The organism is Bacillus thermozeamaize (assembly GCA_002159075.1).
Taxonomy (GTDB): domain Bacteria; phylum Bacillota; class Bacilli; order ZCTH02-B2; family ZCTH02-B2; genus Bacillus_BB; species Bacillus_BB thermozeamaize.
Map to the genome: position 1 here is coordinate 52,160 of LZRT01000080.1, position 18,742 is coordinate 70,901.

Below are 18,742 nucleotides of genomic sequence, written 5' to 3' on the forward strand. Positions count from 1 at the left end.
TCAGCGTCCTTCAATCGCCATTTCCATGAACAGCCGATGGATCCGCAAGTCGTCGGTCAGCTCCGGGTGGAACGCCGTGGCCAGGTGGCGGCCGTAGCGCACGGCCACCACCTTGTCGTCGAGGGTCGCCAGCACCTCGACTTCCGGATCGGTTACCTCAAAATAGGGGGCACGAATAAAAACCGCCCGGAAAGGCTCCGGGCCGATGCCTTTCACGGGAAAATCCGCTTCGAAAGAATCCACTTGCCGGCCAAAACCGTTGCGGTAAACGGTCAAGGGCATAAGGCCCAGACGGGGCTGGTTGGGTTTGCCGTTCTGGATGTCGGTGGCCATGAGAATGGCGCCGGCGCAGGTGCCGTAAACGGCTCCCCCATTACGGGCCCACTCCCGGAGCGGATCGAGGAGCCCCCAGGTTTGCATGGCATCGCCGATGACGGTCGACTCCCCGCCAGGAATGATGACGCCGTGAAGCCCCTCCAGATCCCGGGGCCACTTCACAGGCACCGCTTCGGCACCGGCACTCTCCAGGGCTCGCAGGTGTTCGGGCACTGCTCCCTGATAGGCGACAACACCGATGCGCGGCTTCAACATTACCAACCCCGCCCCGCCAGACGCTCCTCGGCAGGCAGTGTCGAGATGTTGATGCCCACCATGGGCTCCCCAAGATCCTCAGAAATCTCGGCAAGGAGCTTGGGATCTTTGTAGTGTTGCACAGCCAGCACGATGGCCCTGGCCCGTTTTTCCGGGTTGCCGGACTTAAAAATGCCCGAACCCACGAAAACCGCCTCAGCCCCCAGTTGCATCACCAGGGCAGCATCGGACGGCGTTGCAATGCCACCGGCGGAAAAGAGGGGCACCGGCAACTTCCCGCGCTCCTTCACCTCCTGCAGCAGTTCCAGGGGAGCACGGAGCTCCTTGGCGATGGCGGGGAGCTCATCGTTTGGCGCCGCCACCACCCGCCGGATGTCCTTTTGGATGGACCGGAGGTGCCGCACGGCTTCCACCACGTTGCCCGTCCCCGCTTCCCCTTTGGAGCGGATCATGGCCGCCCCCTCGGCGATGCGGCGCAGGGCCTCGCCCAGGTTGGTAGCACCACAGACAAAGGGCACCTTGAAGTCGTGCTTCCAGATGTGATTTTCCTCGTCGGCAGGAGTAAGGACCTCCGACTCGTCAACGAAATCAACCCCGATGGCCTCCAGGATCTGGGCCTCAACGAAGTGGCCGATCCGGCTCTTGGCCATGACGGGAATGGTCACTGCCTCCATGATCTCCTTAATGATTTTTGGGTCGGACATGCGGGCCACGCCGCCTTGGGCGCGAATGTCGGCCGGCACCCGCTCCAGGGCCATCACGGCAACTGCCCCCGCCTTCTCAGCGATCATGGCCTGCTCAGGAGTGGTGACATCCATGATCACGCCACCCTTGAGCATCTCCGCAAGGCCCACCTTATTGCGCCAGGTGATCTGCTCCTTATTCATGATGCCTTCCTCCAGTTCGGTATGGTCGATTTTTACCCCGCCGTCGGTAAAAATCGGGGGGTATTCCTGCTCGTTTCAAATCGGTGCGGGTCAGAACGCCTTCATGTACACGTGTACAATCTGTCCGTCACTTTCCTAGCGCCGCACAGGGATGCTGGCCAGGAAGTTGGCCAGTATCTGCTTTCCTCCCTCAGTGAGGATAGACTCGGGATGGAATTGGATGCCCGCCACGGGGTACCGCCGATGGCGGATGCCCATGATGAGGCCGTCGTCAGTCTCGGCGGTGATGGCCAACTCGGGGGGCAAGCTCTCCCGCTCAACCACCAGGGAATGGTAACGGGTCGCATGAAAGGGGTTAGGCAAGCCCTGAAAAAGCGTATCCCCCCAGTGGTAGATGAGGGACGTCTTCCCATGCACCGGCTCCGGAGCCCGGACTACTCGCCCGCCGAAAGCCTGGCCGATGACCTGGTGGCCCAGGCAAACGCCAAGGATGGGTACCCCTTGGGTCGCGAAGGTGCGGGTCACCTCCAGGGAAATGCCGGCTTCGTCGGGGGTGCAGGGCCCAGGGGAGATGAGGATGGCCTCGGGACTGAGGCGGACAAGCTCCGGCACGGTCATTGCATCGTTACGTAAGACCTGAACCTTCGCCCCCAGCTCACCCAAGTACTGAACCAGGTTATAAACGAAGGAGTCGTAGTTGTCGATGACGGCAATCACCGCTTTCCCTCCACTCTCGCCACTGAGCCAGGGTGACGGACCGCCTCAGGCCCGGCATGCTGCCCCATCCGCAGTTCGTCCACACTGCCGACATAAAATGAACGCCCCGTCCCGAACGAGATGGGGCAATCAACGGCTCAATTCTCCGCGGTACCACCTGCGTTTGAACGTAAAACGCTGCACCAACCTCAAGCTGCGGATAACCGTCGGCATCTATTGTCTGCTATATCGTACCACGAGCCAGCCGCAGTGTCAACGGAGATACGACCGGTTATGCGTCAAGTTTTGAGGCACCTTTCAGCAATCGTTCGGGAAGAAAGTGGGCGCTTGCCACGGGTGGGCGCTGTCCCAGGATCCAGTGGGCGATCACTTCTCCGGAAACCGGCGCCAACAGGATGCCGTTCCGGAAATGTCCTGTCGCCACATAGAGTCCTTCGAACCCAGGCACTGGACCTAGAACGGGAAGTGCATCCGGTGTCCGGGTGCGAATCCCAGACCAGGCGGAATGAAAGGGAAATCTCTTAATCTTGGGAACCAGCTTGCCGGCTCGTTCCAGAATTTTCACGAGAGATTCGGCAGGTACCGCATCGGTCTTAGCACCGGCTTCCTCGGTCGTCCCTACGATGAGCCGACCGTCCTCTTTTGGCGTCAGATACCATCCCGTGCCGAAAAGCGTTCTCTTTTCCCATGGCTCTTCAGGGTAAAGCGCACAAACGGTTCCACGGACCGGTTCCAGGGGAAGTTCCCCGCCCAGCGGGGCCATGAGCGCCGGAACCGACATGCCTCCGGCAAGCACCACCCGGTCAGCAGTCATCGCGCCATCCGACGTTTGAACGCCATAAACACGCGATCCTTCGCTCAATAACGCGACAACAGGGGTCCCCTCGACCACTTGAACGCCATGCAGGCATGCTGAACGGCGCAACGCCTGCACCGCCTGGGCCGCGTCAATTTGATGGTCATCCGGCACATAGAGGGCACCGCAGACGGAATCGCTCAGTCCAAGAACAAGGGATCTCAGTTTCTGCGCGTCCAGCCACTCCCCGCCCAGTCCCTTGCGCTTTTGCCACTCAAGACGATCCTGAAGTTGCTCCGCCTCTTGAGGAGTCTCAGCAATCCTGAAAATCCCCTCTTTCCGGTAGCCGAACCCAATCCCGCTCTCTTCCGGTATGATCTCAGCCCACTCCTGCCATAACCTTCGGCTTTCGATCTGCAAGTCGAAAAAGGGTCCGTCTTCCTCAGTCTCTACTTGCGCTGCCAACATCCCGGCCGCTGCACGAGAAGCTCCCGATCCGACGTGTGTCCGTTCCAACAACATCACCTTGACTCCCCGAACCGCCAGTTGTCTGGCAATGGCAAGCCCGATGATGCCTCCACCCACTACCAGAACTTCCGCCGTACGGGTCGTGGCCCCTTTTTCCTTTACTGGCATCGTTCTTTCATCCTCCCCCTCCTGTGGATATGAAGAACACTATGATTATACACCTCTCCCGCATGTTTTGGATGAGTTTCCGGCTCCTCTCGTTTTCGAAAAAGCTTTGGCTCATCAGTTTCTTCCCGTCTATTGACACACCCGGCACTGCCAAGTATAATCTGGGTGTAGGCAACGGTGCCCCTGTGAGCGAAGGCTCACGGGGGCTTTCGCGTTTGTAGTGGGCAGTAGTGGGCAATGAAGCCCCTGCGAGCATACAGCTCGCAGGGGCTTTTCCATTTGTTGCAACAAGGAACAGGGATTCATCATTCCGGAAAGAGGTGGTCAGACATGCAAAATCGTCCAACAAAGAAACTGGGGGCTGCCGGCATGGCCGCAGCAATCCTGTGGCTGATTGCAGCGGTACCGGCGCTGGCCCAGGAAACGGAACCCGCCGCGATCAACAGCGGCGACACCGCCTGGGTGCTCATCTCCAGCGCCCTGGTCATGGCGATGGTCGTCCCCGGGCTGGCCTTCTTCTACGGGGGGCTGGTCAGCCAGCGCAACGCGCTGTCGACGTTGATGCACAGCTTTTTCATTCTCGCCCTTGTGGCTGTCCAATGGGTCTTGTGGGGATACACCCTCTCCTTCGGTTCCGACATCGGAGGGGTCATCGGCGGGCTGGACTTTTTGGGATTCAATGGCGTAGGCCAAGAGCCCAACGGCTCCGCCACCGTCCCCCACCTTGCCTTTGCCGCCTTCCAAGGCATGTTTGCCGCCATCACCGCGGCCTTGATCACGGGCGGCTTTGCCGAACGCATGCGCTTCCCGGCCTTCATCCTCTTCTCGTTGCTCTGGACCACCCTGATTTATGACCCTCTCTCCCACATGGTGTGGGGCGGCGGATGGCTGGCGGGGCTCGGCGCCCTGGACTTCGCTGGGGGTACCGTGGTGCACATCAGCTCCGGGGTTTCGGCTCTGGTGGCGGCGTATGTCATCGGCAGGCGTCACGGCTTTCCTGGGTCGGTCAGCCCGCCTCACAATGTGCCCTTCACGGTGCTGGGTGCCGCCTTGCTGTGGTTTGGCTGGTTCGGGTTCAACGCTGGCAGCGCCCTGGCCGCCAACGGCCTGGCTTCCCACGCCTTCGTGGTGACCCACACGGCCACGGGGGCAGCGACGCTGGCCTGGGTGGCCATTGAATGGGCCCTGCGGGGCAAGCCCACCGTCCTGGGGGCGGCTACCGGAGCGGTGGCTGGCCTGGTGGCCATCACCCCGGCGGCGGGCTATGTGGACGTGTTGTCCTCCCTGGCCATTGGCGTGGGAGGGGGCCTGGTTGGGTATTGGGGCGTCAACTGGCTCAAGGCGAGGCTGGGGGCGGACGACGCGCTGGACGTGTTCGGTGTGCACGGGCTGGCGGGAACCTGGGGTGCTTTGGCCACAGGAATCTTCGCCAACACGGCGGTCAACCCGGCCGGTGCAGACGGGCTTTTGTTTGGGAATCCGTCCCAGTTCGTGGCGCAGCTCATCAGCGTGGCGGCTGCGTGGGCCATGGCGGCGGCAGGCACCTACGTGATTCTCAAGCTGGTGGGAGCCATCACGCCGTTGCGGGTTACCCGCGAGGAAGAACTGGCCGGCCTGGACCAGACCCAGCACGGCGAGAAGGCCTACAACCTGTCCACGACGGTTCTGGGGCATGCCGCATCTGCAATTGACATAGACGCAGCCACAGCCAAAGCAGGGAATCCGGCAGACACCAGTCTGTCATCATAGGACAGGCAACAACAAAAGGGCCCGAAAAGCGAACAGAAGTTGAACAGTAGAAACATGGGAAACAAAACTTGAAAACGCGAATAAGGAGGCAGGCGAGCGATGAAGATGCTGACGATCGTCATTCGTCCGGAGAAGTTTGGCGACATTGTGGCGGCGCTGCGAAAAGCAGGCGTGACAGGGATGACCGTCACGGAGGTGCGGGGACAGGGGTATCAGAAAGAAATGCCCCAAATTTACCGGAGCATGTCGTATCAGGCTGAGTTTGTGCAGAAGGTCAAGATTGAAACCGTGGTGCCGGACGACCGGGTGGAGAAGGTTTTGCAGGCCGCCGTGACGGCGGCCCGGACGGGCCAAGTGGGCGACGGCAAGGTCTTCGTAACGGATGTGGTGGACGCCGTACGTGTGCGCACCGGAGAGCGGGGCGACGCTGCTGTGCTCGGCCCGGGTTAGGACGAGGTGAGTCGCAACCCCTCCCCCCCTTAATTCGGAATCCCCCATTGATATTATATTGATATTATGTAATAAGACATATCGTGATGGCACTCGTAATGGTCCCAAGACATCCGGCGAATCCCTGCATCTATGCTCCTTACAAATTTTGAAGAAAATAAATCATCTAAACAAGTTGGCGCGAAAATGGATAAAAAGAACAACATAAAATGTCTAAAAGCCGATGCAGAACAAAGAAATTGCTCCTGATTCTGCCCGGCTTTTTCTTTTATATCTGCTTCATAGACAAGTTGTGATACACATATTTATTTCTATCCTACGGTTAGCAGCCCTTACCAGCGCACCGGTATGCCCCTCTCTGCCAGGTACGCCTTGGCTTCGGCCACCGTATGCTGCCCGGAATGAAAGATGGAAGCGACCAGCGCCGCATCGGCCCGGCCTTCCGTCAGCACAGTTGCGAGGTGCTCCAGGGTGCCGGCGCCACCCGAGGCGATGACCGGGATGCCGACCACATCGGCGAGCCGGCGGTGCAATTCCAAGTCGTATCCGGCCCTGGTCCCGTCAGTATCCAGTGAGGTGACCAGAAGCTCACCCGCACCAAGCCTTTCAGCCTGTTCTGCCCAACGCAAGGCGTCCAAGCCGGTGGGTGTCCGTCCGCCGTGCAGGTATACCTCCCACCATCCTTCGGGACGCCACTTGGCATCAATCGCGACAACGATACACTGGCTCCCGAACGCTTCCGCCCCCGCTTGGATCAAGTCCGGGTTTTGCACCGCCGCCGTGTTGACGCTCACCTTGTCGGCACCGGCCCGGAGCACCGCCCGCATATCGTCTGTGGAACGGATTCCCCCGCCCACAGTGAGCGGGATGAACACCTCTTCAGCCGCCTGGGCGATCACGTCCAGCATGATCTTGCGGCCCTCCACCGAAGCCGAAATGTCAAGAAACACCACCTCATCGGCACCTTCTTCATCATACTTTCTTGCCAACTCGACCGGGTCGCCGGCATCCCAGCGATTTTCGTGGAAGCGCACGTTCTTGACCACCCGCCCATGATCGATGTCCAAGCAGGGAATGATGCGCTTCGCAAGCAACATGGCCAACTCCTCTCACCCCCTTGCTCAGTCGGTCTGTTCTACCTCCACTGGAACCATCTCTACCTCCACCGGAACCATCAACGCGTTCCCTTTGGTCTTGCGTTCACGGCCACCGCCTTGTCCAGCTATTGTACAAGCATCATTCTGTACATGCCATCATGACGAAAGCGATGCCTCCTGGCGCCACGCCTTCACCATGCGCAGCCAATTTCCCAGGAGTTGAAGCCCTGCCGCCGAAGACTTTTCCGGGTGGAACTGCATTCCCACCACGTTTCCGTGAGCTACAATGGAGGGAAATGCGCGGCCATACTCGGTCACAGCGATCACGTCATTCGGGTCCTGCGCTTCGACCGCGAAGGAGTGGACAAAATAGCACCAAATCCCCGCTTCCAATCCCTCGCAGATGGGATGCGGGATGCGTGGCACCACCTGATTCCAACCAATATGGGGCAGCTTGACCGCATCCGGCAGGCGGGTCACCTGTCCGGGCAGAAGCCCCAGGCCCGGGGTCGGTTGCCATTCTTCGCTGCTATCGAAGAATAGCTGCATCCCCAGGCAGATGCCAAGAAGAGGTGTCTGTCGTGCCGCCAACTCTCGCAGGCACTCCACCAGACCGTGGCGCTGGAGGTATTCCATGGCGGCAGGAAACGCTCCGACGCCCGGCAGGACGACACCTGCGGCAAACATCAGTTCCTCCGGCGAAATGGTCAAGCAAGCATCGGCCCCGAGCCGCATGAGCGCCTTTTGCACACTGCGAAGGTTCCCAAGGCCTGTATCTACAATGGCAATGCGCATTGCTAACTAGCTCTCCTTCCTAGAAGCTCAATCTCAAAGGCCAGGATCTGGGGCCAGTTTCTTGGCAAATCCTTTTTGGAGCAGCAATCAAACAGACCGTTCATCGCCTAGGCAACGAAAAGCGGATCCCTGGATATGGGGGAACGTGGTACCCTCGTTCCTCCAGGACAACTTTTTGCAGGGTTACCGGGGCAAATTTGCGGAGATAAGGCAATGGAAAGAAGGCTATTGATCATGAGAAGCATATTCGATAATACTCTGAGCAATCTCGCGCAGCGGCTTTCGCTGCCGCATGGCGGTATCCCTTAACCTCTTGTAAGCCACCGATTCGGACAGGTCAAAACGATCCATGAGAATACCCTTGGCCCGCTCGATGAGTTTGCGATCCTCCAGCTTGCGGACCGCCTCCTCCATTTCCTGCCTGGCCGTACGCAGTCGCTCGGCCGTCGTGACCAGAGACCGGCAGACAGCAACCACTTGCCAGCGAGGAACGTCCTGGGAGAGTACGGTCCAGGCGGGCCAGTCCTCGGAGTCCAAGTGCACCCAAAGATTCTCGGGTTCACTGGCCGGCCCGCCGGAGCGCCCCAACCCGTCCCCGCCGCCTTCACTCCCAGGCTTGCCCATCTTGGAAATGCACGGTTCACTGATCCAAAGCACCGGCCGCCCCGTCAGGCGGCCCAGGGTCCGCGTGCGTTCGGCCACATGTTCGACCCCAGCCACCCGTAAGACAAACAGATCCGCTTCCTGATGGGTGAACCAATCATCAGAGGGCCACTCCAACTGTATGAGAATAGGCCACCCCGTCTCCACCAATCCCCGCGGCAGACGGGCAGCGGGATCGGAGGAATCAAAACCAAGTGCCACGACTTCCAATTGGTTCATCGGGATTCCCCTACCTTTGTCCCCTATGGCAATCCGCATGGCAAACCAGCTCTCCTTCCTGATGACCGCCCAGAAGGTTCCTGATCCTTTGGTCCTGTTCGCGGGAGCAGTCCAATCGCTGGCCACAGTCGATGGCACATGTGCAATTTACATCTTAGAACCACAATGTTGACGGCCAGGATCCGGGGCCACCATTTCTCAAACATCTTTTGAAATAACGGCTGTCAGAATCCCATTCAAGCGCCTAGACAATGAACAGCGGATCCCTGTCTCGTTTACCATTGCCTACACTCAGGTCAATCAATATGTTCAGACTGCCTGCGCAGACACCGGATGCGACTTCGATCAGTGCTGCGATCATCGTGTTACAGAAACTGCAAACGAGCGAGCCGGCACCTGGATGCCCCCCGTAATGGGTTCCTGGTACCGGCCTCCCCGCCCAGCATCGCCGGCCGACGGCCATCGACGTTCCCCCGCAGATGGCCGCAAACCGTTCCAACGTGTTTTGCTCTTTCTCAACACCTCATCTCAATACTTCATCAGGTACTCCTGCAGCTCCCACGGCGTAATCTGGGTCCGGTAAACCTCCCACTCGATTTTCTTCGCTTCCAGGTAACGGGAAGCCACATGGGGACCAAGCGCATCAAGGATCACCGCATCTTGCTCGAGAGCCTGAATGGCTTCCGCCAGTGAACCCGGCAGGCTGGCAATGCCCCGTTCCTCCCGCTCGGCAGCGGTCATCCGGTAGATGTTCCCTTCCACAGGCTCGGGCGGCATCAGGCCGCGCTTGATCCCATCCAACCCCGCCTTCAGCGCGACGGCAAGAGCCAGGTAAGGGTTGGCTGAGGGATCGGGCGAACGAAGCTCAATCCGCGTGCTGAGCTTTCGCTTGGCTGGAATACGGATCATGGGGCTGCGGTTGCGGTGAGCCCAGGTCACGTAGATTGGCGCCTCATGCCCTGGGACGAGCCGTTTGTATGAGTTTACCAGCGGGTTTGTCACTGCCGTGATCGCCTGCGCGTGTTCGATGAGCCCGGCGATAAACTGTTTCGCGACGATGCTCAGTTGATCCGGCGTTTCAGGGTCGTAAAAAGCGTTCTCGTTGTTGCGGAAGAGCGACAGGTGCAGATGCATGCCTGAACCATTCTCACCGTAGAGCGGTTTCGGCATGAAGGTGGCATGAAGTCCGTGCTTCAGGGCGATGGTACGTACCACAAAGCGGAAAGTGGCAATGTTATCTGCCGTAGTGATGGCGTCCGCGTATTTAAAATCGATCTCGTGCTGGGACGGCGCCACTTCATGGTGTGCAGCCTCGATCTCGAAACCCATCTCTTGCAAAGTGAGAACAATTTCCGCCCGCACTTCCTCATCCATGTCCACCGGCGCCAGGTCAAAATAACCAGCGCGGTCCATGCTCGCCGGCTGTGCCTGCTCGGCCTCTGAACGCTTGAACAGGAAAAACTCCGGTTCCGGCCCCACGTTCATGGAGTAACCCATCTCGGCCGCTTCGGCTGCCGCACGCTTAAGTACATAGCGGGGATCACCTTCGAAGGGAGTGCCGTCAGGGTTATAGACGTCGCAGATCAAACGAGCGGTCCGCCGGCCCTCACGGGTCTTCCAGGGAAGGATCACGAAGGTGTCGGGGTCAGGCGACAAGTACATGTCCGATTCCTCGATGCGGACAAACCCCTCAATGGACGAACCGTCGAACATCATTTCGCCTGCCAGTGCCTTATCGATCTGCTCTGCAGGGATCTCCACGTGCTTGACCGTGCCTAAGATGTCGGTGAACTGCAGGCTGATGGTGCCGATGTTCATGTCACGAATCGCCGCTTTGATGTCTTCAGCTTTCTTGATGGCGTCAGGTTTCATGGCTGTCATGCGCTTTTCTCCTCCCGTCACATCGTTGCTTCGGCTCCAGGCCCCGACTGCCGACGGCTGTTCCTCCTTCCGGCCGAGAGCCGAAGGATAAAATAGGGTTCTAAACCCGAACTCACCGGCATCACAGGCCAGAGCCATAAGAATCATTTAGATTCGGAAAAATGGAAACGCCCCCGCGATCTGTAAATCGCGGGGGCGCCATTGCCCATGCCACTAGTATACGTAACTTTGCCGATGGTGTCAATAGACCGCGATCACGCAGGTATAAATTTACTGAACGAAAAGGTTTACTGAAAGAAAAGGGGATCTTCATGTTGCAGCATTTGGCATTTGGCAAAACACATCCATAGCAATAGCCTTCATGCGCGAAAACGTCACAACTGACGGACCACATCAAGGTGTGAGGCGGTGGCTCAGCTTTTTGGAACCAACCACCGCTCCAGCCCCTCCTTCCACTCCCGCCGCAGATCCTCAACTGGCAGATCGATGAGCACCCGCCGTTGGTTCTTTTCTTCTTCCCGCGTCGGCTGCAGGATATCCAGACGGAACCGGCCATCGTCGGCCACTTCACCTAAAATACGGAGAGGCACACCGTGTGCCAGCGCCAGCGCCTGCAACCGCTCCACATCATCACGACCTGCAGTGACCAAAATACGGGACTGCGTTTCACCAAAAAGTTGACCGTCCACCCTCCCGGGGCCAAGGGGAACGCTCACCAGACACCCCTCAGCGCCCGCTGCCGCCTGCACGCACATTTCCGCGAGGGCCACAGCAAGGCCCCCTTCAGCCACATCGTGGGCGGCGGTGGCGATCCCCTGGTGGATGGCATCCAGCACACACGCTTGAAGTCTGCGCTCCAGATCCAGGTCAAGTTCGGGGGCATCACCTGCCACCACACCATGGATGAACCAGCAATACTCGCTTCCGCCCAAATGCGCCCCCTCTGGCTGGCCAAGCAGGGCGATCACATCGCCTGCCCGCTTGAATCCCGGCGTGACATGGCGTTCCACATTCGGCGAAATCCCCACCATCCCGATGGTGGGCGTGGGGTAGACCGGCTGGCCTTCGAACTCGTTGTAGAAGGACACATTGCCGCCGGTAACGGGCGTGCCCAGCGCACGGCACGCCTCGGACATCCCCTCGATGGCCTCCACAAACTGCCAATACACGTCTGGCTTCTCCGGATTGCCAAAATTGAGGTTATTGGTAATCGCCTGCGGCTTGGCGCCGACACAGGCCACATTCCGCGCCGCCTCCGCAACCGCGATGGCTGCGCCCCTCCGGGGATTCAAATAACAATACCTGCCATTACCGTCGATTTTGACGGCAATGCCTTGATTCATTCCCGGCACACGCAGCAACGCCGCGTCTCCGCCGGGCGCGACCACCGTTCCCAGAAGAATGTGATGGTCGTATTGCGAGTATACCCATTTGCGGCTGGCGATGTTGGGGGAACTCATCAGTTTTTTCAGCACTTCTCCGTAATCGTCCGGTTCGGGAAGGCTGGTAAAATCGAAATCCCGCACCTGCTGCAGATACTCCGGTTCCCGTGCCGGCGGAGCATATTCCGGTGCCCCATCAGCCAACGAGCGGACCGGCACTTCCGCCACCACGTTTTCCCCTTCCTTGATCCGCAACATGCCGTCCTCCGTCACCTTGCCGATCACTGCCGCCTCCAGGCCCCATTTGCGGAATATCCGGAAGGCCTCTTCTTCGCGGCCCCGTTCCATACAGACGACCATCCGCTCCTGAGATTCGGACAACATGACTTCCCAAGGCAGCATGCCCTCTTCCCGGCGGGGAACTTGCAGCACGTCGATTTCCACACCGACGCCGCCCCTGTTGGCCATCTCCACGCAAGCAGACGTGAGCCCGCCCGCGCCGCAGTCTTGCACCCCCACGACGCCGCCTGCTTGGAAAAGTTCTTGCATCGCTTCCATGAGCAGTTTTTCGAGGAACGGATCGCCCACCTGCACCGCCGGACGGTCTTCTTCCGACGCCTCGGAAAGCTCTTGCGAGGCAAAAGAAGCGCCTCCGATGCCGTCCCGTCCTGTCCGGGCACCCACGACCAGCAGCAGGTTGCCCGCGCCGCTGGCTGTCGCGCGCCGAATCTCGTCCCGCCGCACCAGGCCCACACACATACTGTTCACCAGGCAATTTCCGCTGTATGCGGGATCAAAATACAGTTCTCCCCCGACCGTCGGAATGCCCATGCTGTTCCCGTAATGGCCGATCCCCGACACAACTCCGGACAGCAAATACCGCTGTCTTGGGTCATCCGGCCAGCCAAAGCGCAGCGAATCGAGCAGCGCAATGGGCCGCGCCCCCATGGCGATCACGTCACGCAAAATGCCGCCCACCGCCGTGGCTGCACCTTGAAAAGGTTCGATGGCCGACGGGTGGTTATGGGATTCGATCTTGAAAGCCAGCGCCAGTCCGTCCCCCAGGTCGACCACGCCGGCATTTTCTCCTGGACCTTGCAGCACGTGCGGCCCTTTCGTGGGCAGGCGCCGCAGCGCCGGCTTGGAGTGCTTGTATGCACAGTGTTCGGACCACATGACCCCATACATGCGCAAGACCGTCTCGTTCGGCTCCTGTCCGAGGTCGGAACAGATCTTTTCATATTCAAATTCCGTCAATCCCAACACGGCCCACGGGGCGGAATTAGCGGGCATGACCGACCCTCCCTTCGGTCAAAAGCTGAATCATCGAAGCAAACATGCCGCACCCGTCCTCCGAACCCAATATTTTCTCGCATGCCCGTTCGGGATGGGGCATCAGTCCCATCACATTTCCCTGCTTGTTGATGATCCCGGCGATATGATGCAGCGAACCGTTCGGATTTGCTTCTTCTCTAACCTCTCCTGCCGGGGTTACATAACGCAAGACCACTTGCCCGTTCTTTTCTATCTCATCCAGGGTGGACGCATCGGCATAGAAATTCCCTTCTCCATGGGAAATGGGAATGCGCAACACCTGACCCTTCTGATACGCCGACGTAAAAGGGGTGTCGTCCCGTTCGACGCGAAGGTACGTCCAGTCGCAAACGTAACGGAGATGACGATTCCGTTGCAATGCGCCAGGCAAAAGCCCCGCTTCGGTCAAAATCTGGAACCCGTTGCAAATGCCCAAAATCAGACGTCCTTTGGCTGCCGCATCGGCAACCGCCTCGATGACCGGCGACCAGCGGGCCAGGGAACCGGCGCGCAAATAATCCCCATATGAAAATCCCCCAGGCAATATAATGACGTCGTAACCGGACAAATCCCGCTCCCGGTGCCACACCAGCTCGGCTTCCTGATGAAACAGCTCGCGGAGCACCCGCAACATATCCATGTCGCAGTTGGTGCCGGGAAACTGCAGAACCCCAAACCTTGCCATATGATTCACCCCTCTTTTTTCCCGCTTTCGCCGTCCCGTCACCGCTTCACTGACGATGGTTGAACCGGCCAGTCCCGCGCCTCTTCCACAGATACCTGAAAAGTTTCCAATACAGGATTGGCCAAAAGCCTTTGCGCGATTTCCTCCGCCTCCGCCTGCGCCGCTTCCGGCGTCGAAGCCTCCAGCCAGAGCTCAATCAGCTTTCCAACCCGCACATTGGCCACCCGTTCATGGCCCATGACCTGTAACGCCTGTTCTACCGCAGCACCTTGCGGATCCAGAACTTCCCGGCGCAATGTCACGCGAACTTCCGCTTTAAACCTCAATCCAGTTCACTCCCCTGCTTGACTGATCTTCAAATCCGCCGAAATAGCGCCACCTGTCGAGCCATCATCGGGGTTTGCCGGTAAACAAAATGCCCGAAAGGCGAAGGTCCCTCAGTGAAACCTCCCCTCCCGGGCTTTTATCCCCTCGGTGTGACAGCATCGACAATCGCTTGCCGCCTGTGCCGCTCGGACCAGTCCAGGCTCCGTTGCCCGCGGAACCCTAGGCACACTTTCACACACCTGTTCAGTTGTCCTCTTGCGAAACCTTGCTTTACAACGACATCCTACCGGATGAATGGACAAATGTCAACTCTACTCCCATTCGATGGTGGCCGGCGGTTTGGAAGAAATGTCATAGACCACCCGGCTGATCTCCGGCACTTCACTGGTGATGCGCCCCTGAACACGTTCCAGAAAATCCCAGGGGAACCGGTAAAAATCAGCCGTCATCCCGTCTTCACTGGTAACCGCGCGGAGGGCAACGGTATACCCATACCGCCTTTCGTCCCCTACGACACCGACGCTCCGCACATCGATGAGTACCGCAAACGCTTGCCAAATGGCATCGTACAGTCCGGCCTTGCGGATCTCCTCCAGATAAATGGCGTCCGCTTCTCTGAGAATGGCCAGTTTTTCCGGAGTCACTTCACCCAGTACGCGAATCGCCAAGCCCGGTCCCGGGAACGGATGCCGCTTCACGTTCGCCTCCGGAAGCCCCAGTTCACGGCCCACAGCCCGCACCTCATCCTTAAACAAATAACGCAACGGCTCCACGAGACGGAACCGGAGATCAGCAGGCAAACCGCCCACATTGTGATGGCTTTTGATCACCGCCGTCGGGCCGCCGGGCGTGGCCCCCGATTCGACCACATCAGGGTAAATCGTCCCCTGCACCAGAAAGTCGATGGGTCCCAATTTGCGGGCTTCTTCTTCAAACACCCGGATAAACTCATGGCCAATCCGATGCCGTTTCTCCTCCGGATCCCGTACACCCTGGAGGATTTTGAGGAAACGCTCGGAAGCATCGACATGCACGAGGGGGACGCCTAAAAGTTCGCGGAAAGTCCGGACCACTTGTTCACTTTCACCTTTACGCAGCAAACCGTGATCGACAAAGATGCACGTTAGGCGGTCACCAATCGCCCGGTGGACAAGAGCCGCCGCCACAGCGGAATCGACCCCGCCGGATAACGCACAAAACGCCCGCCCGTCTCCCACTTCCTGCCGGATCGCTTCAATTTGCGTGGCAATAAAGTTTTCCGGTTTCCAGTCCCCCCGCAACTTGGCCACCCGGTAGAGGAAGTTTTCCAACAGGCGGTTTCCTTCCAGCGTGTGCACAACTTCCGGATGGAACTGTACGCCATAAAAACGTCTCTCGTCATCACCAATGGCCGCCACATCCGTAATTTCCGTGGAAGCCAGCGTCCTGAATCCGGACGGCAGCGCAGTCACCGAGTCGCTATGGCTCATCCACACTTGCGTTTGGCTCGCCAAGCCGGCCAACAGCGGCGAGTCCGAATCGGCAATTCTAAGCATCGCCTTGCCATATTCGCCGCGTTCGGATTTCTCCACTTGCCCCCCCAACGCCAGCGCCATCAGCTGCATCCCGTAACAAATCCCCAGAATCGGGATATTGAGACGGAAAATGGCATGATCACACCTTGGGGCATTGGCATCATATACGGATGATGGACCACCCGATAAGATCAATGCCTGAACGGATTCCGTTCGAAAACGCTCCGCAGGCACCGTGTATGGCCATATTTCGCAGTAAACCCCCAGTTCCCGTATCCTGCGCGCGATTAACTGGCTGTACTGGCCGCCAAAATCGAGGATGACAATTCGTTCTGTTGCAGGGACTGTCTCGGCCATGAGCTTGTATTCCTCCTTCAGCATCAACGCCATGATTATAGATTTTTCAATACGCATCGTCAAGACAAGCCTCATTCCGGACAAAAGAAAAGGGCACGGCTCCAACCCGTGCACCGGAGAGAATGGCGATCTAAAGCCGAGCGAAAGTAACCGCTCGTGCTTGCAATTCCCTTTATGTTTATGCAACCCATTTACTTTAAAGCCGCCCTTTCAGTATTTAGAAAGTCGGATGATGCCGCCCGATTCTTTTTGGTTGCCACGGGTTCTCCGTATGTACGCAAGTATTCTTTGAAGCCACCATCAAAACCAAACGTATATTCCACGGCATCTGTCCATATGTATAATCCAAGTAAACAAAAAAAACGAGTCCTAAACAAACAAGTGTGTCAGATTCCCTCTCGGTTATTTTACTTGTAGATGTTGATGATCTTTAAAGCTTCATTATGCCATCTGCAGTTCTTTTGGTTCCTTGAATGGACGAAGCGTCCATTCAGAGATGTTGCTTCGCTTCATCTTTTTTGTTTGAATCGGCCGATTCATTTTAAACACAACCTGCAACCTCCTCGAACATCCAACGCTTAAGCAACATCTTACCACATTCGTATGACTTCACAAATCTTTTCTCAAATCACCATATCTTCCTTTCCACTGTCCCCTTTATGCTAATCAACTGCAAAAACATGAACATCCCATTTTGATTTCTCTGGCTCGACACGCCATCGCCATACCAATCCATGCCAAAAACAATCCGCCGATCACGCTTACGCCCACATATACGATGCCGCTTCCCGACATCCCTTCGCGAAACAATTAGACGGTTTCCGCACTGAAGGTCGAAAACGTGGTGAAGGAAACGATCTCCCCGGCTGATGCTGGTTTGTGCAACCGATTGTTGAACCAACATGCCTAAAATATCCCGAAGCAAAGTGCCGATGACCCCCGCAATGCCGGTCAATAAATAAGACATGCTGTTTCCTCCCCAAAATGCTGGATAAAAAAACAGACTCCCACCTGTACATGCGTATCGGCAGGAGTCAGGAGTCATCGGTATGATGGTCTAGCAATCTGCTTATTGAATGGGTATCCGTTTTCTCTTCCGTTGACCCGAATCCTTCTTCGGAAGTACAATCGTCAACACGCCATTTTCAAATTTTGCCGTGATGTTGTTTTCGTCAATACCTTCAAAATGGAAACTTCTTTTGTAACTGCCGCTCCGTCTTTCTTTTCGAATATACCCCTCTTTTTCCAGGTTGATCTCTTCGTTTTGTTCCACCGCAATGGTCAAGATGTCATGCTGAAACTCAAGGTTCACTTGCTCTTTTTTTACACCCGGCAAATCGGCCTCGACAATATATTCCCGGTCCGTTTCCCTGATGTCCACTTGCATGGTCTTGTTCCCTGTAAACCATGCGGGAAATAAAGGTTGTTGAAAGAAATCGTTCATGAACGCATCAAAAACATCATGGGGACGGGAAACCGACTTGGTTGTGTCTCTATTGAAGAACATCGGAAACACCGCACATCCCTCCATTCATTATTGACTTTGACTATCTTTGACCTTTTACTTTCATTGTATCTGTTTCCTCTATGGATTCAACATGCAAATTTGGGAGCAATCCTCGGAAAATGGAGACAGATTGAAATCAAACATCCATGTTTATCCATTTTTTCAATTTCTCTTCTTGTTGCTCGTTTTTTCACACGATTAAGCACAAACAAAACCCCTGTGTCGCAAAACCGTTTGATCCGTTCTTCAATCTCGTCCCGCACGCGGCGGAATACTGCCAGTTTTTCTTCCTTCGTCCCCGTTGCCTTGGCAGGATCGTCAAATTCACAATGCCAGCGGGTCACGTGAGGGGGAGTCATCGGGCATCGGCCGTTGGCGTCGCCACAGAGCGTAATCATAACATCCGCTTTGTTTAACAGCTCGGGATCGATCACATCGGTAGTCTGGCTGGAGATGTCAATGCCCACCTCCCGCATTACTTGGACCGCATACGGATTGAGACCGTGGGCCTCGATTCCCGCACTGTACACGTCAAAACAGTCACCGAGATATTTTTTCCCGAATCCTTCCGCCATTTGACTGCGGCAGGAATTGCCTGTGCAAAGGAAATAGATGATCGGTTTCTCCGCCATTTTGTCAGCCTCCTTGCGTGGTAAAAAATTTGCGTTGGAAATAGAGCGACAGCTTCACCAGAGCGAGCATCACGGGCACTTCCACCAGCGGGCCGATGACCGCCACAAACGTCGCTCCCGAATGAATGCCGAACACGCCGACCGCCACCGCAATCGCCAGTTCAAAATTGTTGCTTGCGGCGGTAAAGGAAAGCGTCGTACAGACGGGGTAGCCTGCTCCCGCTTTTTTGCTGAGCAGAAACGACACCACAAACATGACGACAAAGTAGATGAGAAGCGGGATCGCGACCCTGAGCACATCCATGGGCAGTTCAAAGATGACCTCCCCTTTGAGGGAGAACATGACCACGATGGTGAACAGCAGGGCGACCAAGGTCAGCGGGCTGATCTTCGGAATGAACACCCGCTCGTACCAGGCTTTCCCCTTGGTTTTCACCAGTGCATATCGGGTGATCATCCCCGCAAGGAAGGGAATGCCCAGGTAGATAAACACGCTTTTGGCGACCTCGGCCATCGTGATCTCGATGACCATGCTTTCCAATC

The 18,742-nt window shown here is 57.3% G+C and carries 16 protein-coding genes and 2 pseudogenes; 2 read left to right on the forward strand and 16 right to left on the reverse strand.

All coding sequences use genetic code 11. The features are described from left to right. The 4 genes from BAA01_16765 to BAA01_16780 all read right to left on the reverse strand — a co-directional run bounded on the left by BAA01_16765 (nucleotide 1) and on the right by BAA01_16780 (nucleotide 3,627). Entirely contained in the window at nucleotides 1-591 is a 591-nt protein-coding gene (locus BAA01_16765; GenBank protein ID OUM87060.1) for a glutamine amidotransferase subunit PdxT, read from the reverse strand. Continuing rightward, nucleotides 591-1,478, reverse strand: a complete 888-nt coding sequence (locus BAA01_16770; GenBank protein ID OUM87061.1) for a pyridoxal biosynthesis lyase PdxS — start codon at nucleotides 1,476-1,478, stop codon at nucleotides 591-593. Before BAA01_16770 ends, BAA01_16765 begins: the two co-directional genes overlap by 1 nt. A 135-nt stretch (nucleotides 1,479-1,613) precedes the next feature. Next, nucleotides 1,614-2,195, reverse strand: coding sequence for an anthranilate synthase component 2 (locus BAA01_16775; GenBank protein OUM87062.1), 582 nt, complete (start codon nucleotides 2,193-2,195; stop codon nucleotides 1,614-1,616). Nucleotides 2,196-2,466: 271 nt separating this feature from the next. After that, nucleotides 2,467-3,627: a glycine oxidase ThiO gene (locus BAA01_16780; protein ID OUM87063.1), complete on the reverse strand. Its 1,161-nt coding sequence runs from the start codon at nucleotides 3,625-3,627 to the stop codon at nucleotides 2,467-2,469. 330 nt (nucleotides 3,628-3,957) lie between these two features. Between BAA01_16780 and BAA01_16785 the strand changes: the two genes are divergently transcribed. Both BAA01_16785 and BAA01_16790 read left to right on the forward strand, forming a co-directional pair. Then, nucleotides 3,958-5,376 (forward strand): ammonia channel protein, encoded by a 1,419-nt coding sequence (locus BAA01_16785; GenBank protein OUM87064.1) that lies wholly within the window; start codon nucleotides 3,958-3,960, stop codon nucleotides 5,374-5,376. 99 nt (nucleotides 5,377-5,475) lie between these two features. Next, the gene (locus tag BAA01_16790; GenBank protein ID OUM87065.1) at nucleotides 5,476-5,826 is read left to right on the forward strand and encodes a transcriptional regulator; all 351 of its coding nucleotides are present in this window, start codon (nucleotides 5,476-5,478) and stop codon (nucleotides 5,824-5,826) included. Between the two features lie 332 nt (nucleotides 5,827-6,158). Here the strand turns inward: BAA01_16790 and BAA01_16795 are convergent, their stop codons facing one another. The 12 genes and pseudogenes from BAA01_16795 to BAA01_16850 all read right to left on the reverse strand — a co-directional run bounded on the left by BAA01_16795 (nucleotide 6,159) and on the right by BAA01_16850 (nucleotide 18,742). Then, the gene (locus BAA01_16795; protein ID OUM87066.1) at nucleotides 6,159-6,923 is read right to left on the reverse strand and encodes an imidazole glycerol phosphate synthase subunit HisF; all 765 of its coding nucleotides are present in this window, start codon (nucleotides 6,921-6,923) and stop codon (nucleotides 6,159-6,161) included. A 156-nt stretch (nucleotides 6,924-7,079) separates the two neighbouring features. Beyond that, nucleotides 7,080-7,718, reverse strand: a complete 639-nt coding sequence (locus BAA01_16800) for an imidazole glycerol phosphate synthase, glutamine amidotransferase subunit (protein ID OUM87067.1) — start codon at nucleotides 7,716-7,718, stop codon at nucleotides 7,080-7,082. Nucleotides 7,719-7,943: 225 nt separating this feature from the next. Next, complete coding sequence (locus tag BAA01_16805) at nucleotides 7,944-8,600, reverse strand: antitermination regulator (protein OUM87075.1); 657 nt, start codon at nucleotides 8,598-8,600, stop codon at nucleotides 7,944-7,946. Nucleotides 8,601-9,128: 528 nt separating this feature from the next. Then, nucleotides 9,129-10,481: a type I glutamate--ammonia ligase gene (locus tag BAA01_16810; GenBank protein OUM87076.1), complete on the reverse strand. Its 1,353-nt coding sequence runs from the start codon at nucleotides 10,479-10,481 to the stop codon at nucleotides 9,129-9,131. 413 nt (nucleotides 10,482-10,894) lie between these two features. Further along, nucleotides 10,895-13,156: a phosphoribosylformylglycinamidine synthase II gene (locus BAA01_16815; protein ID OUM87068.1), complete on the reverse strand. Its 2,262-nt coding sequence runs from the start codon at nucleotides 13,154-13,156 to the stop codon at nucleotides 10,895-10,897. Beyond that, complete coding sequence (locus BAA01_16820; GenBank protein ID OUM87069.1) at nucleotides 13,146-13,862, reverse strand: phosphoribosylformylglycinamidine synthase I; 717 nt, start codon at nucleotides 13,860-13,862, stop codon at nucleotides 13,146-13,148. The genes BAA01_16815 and BAA01_16820 overlap by 11 nt, the downstream gene beginning before the upstream one ends. 38 nt (nucleotides 13,863-13,900) lie before the next feature. Continuing rightward, nucleotides 13,901-14,188 carry a hypothetical protein gene (locus BAA01_16825; protein OUM87070.1) on the reverse strand — a complete coding sequence of 96 codons (288 nt, stop codon included), beginning with the start codon at nucleotides 14,186-14,188 and terminating at the stop codon, nucleotides 13,901-13,903. Nucleotides 14,189-14,500: 312 nt separating this feature from the next. Next, nucleotides 14,501-16,093 carry a glutamine-hydrolyzing GMP synthase gene (locus BAA01_16830; protein OUM87077.1) on the reverse strand — a complete coding sequence of 531 codons (1,593 nt, stop codon included), beginning with the start codon at nucleotides 16,091-16,093 and terminating at the stop codon, nucleotides 14,501-14,503. A gap of 595 nt (nucleotides 16,094-16,688) precedes the next feature. Next, the gene (locus BAA01_16835) at nucleotides 16,689-17,027 is read right to left on the reverse strand and encodes a hypothetical protein (protein ID OUM87071.1); all 339 of its coding nucleotides are present in this window, start codon (nucleotides 17,025-17,027) and stop codon (nucleotides 16,689-16,691) included. Between the two features lie 102 nt (nucleotides 17,028-17,129). After that, nucleotides 17,130-17,591 (reverse strand): hypothetical protein, encoded by a 462-nt coding sequence (locus BAA01_16840; GenBank protein OUM87072.1) that lies wholly within the window; start codon nucleotides 17,589-17,591, stop codon nucleotides 17,130-17,132. 191 nt (nucleotides 17,592-17,782) lie between these two features. Further along, nucleotides 17,783-18,199 (reverse strand): annotated as a pseudogene (locus BAA01_16845) (arsenate reductase (thioredoxin)). A 4-nt stretch (nucleotides 18,200-18,203) separates the two neighbouring features. Further along, a pseudogene (locus tag BAA01_16850) lies at nucleotides 18,204-18,742 on the reverse strand (arsenical-resistance protein).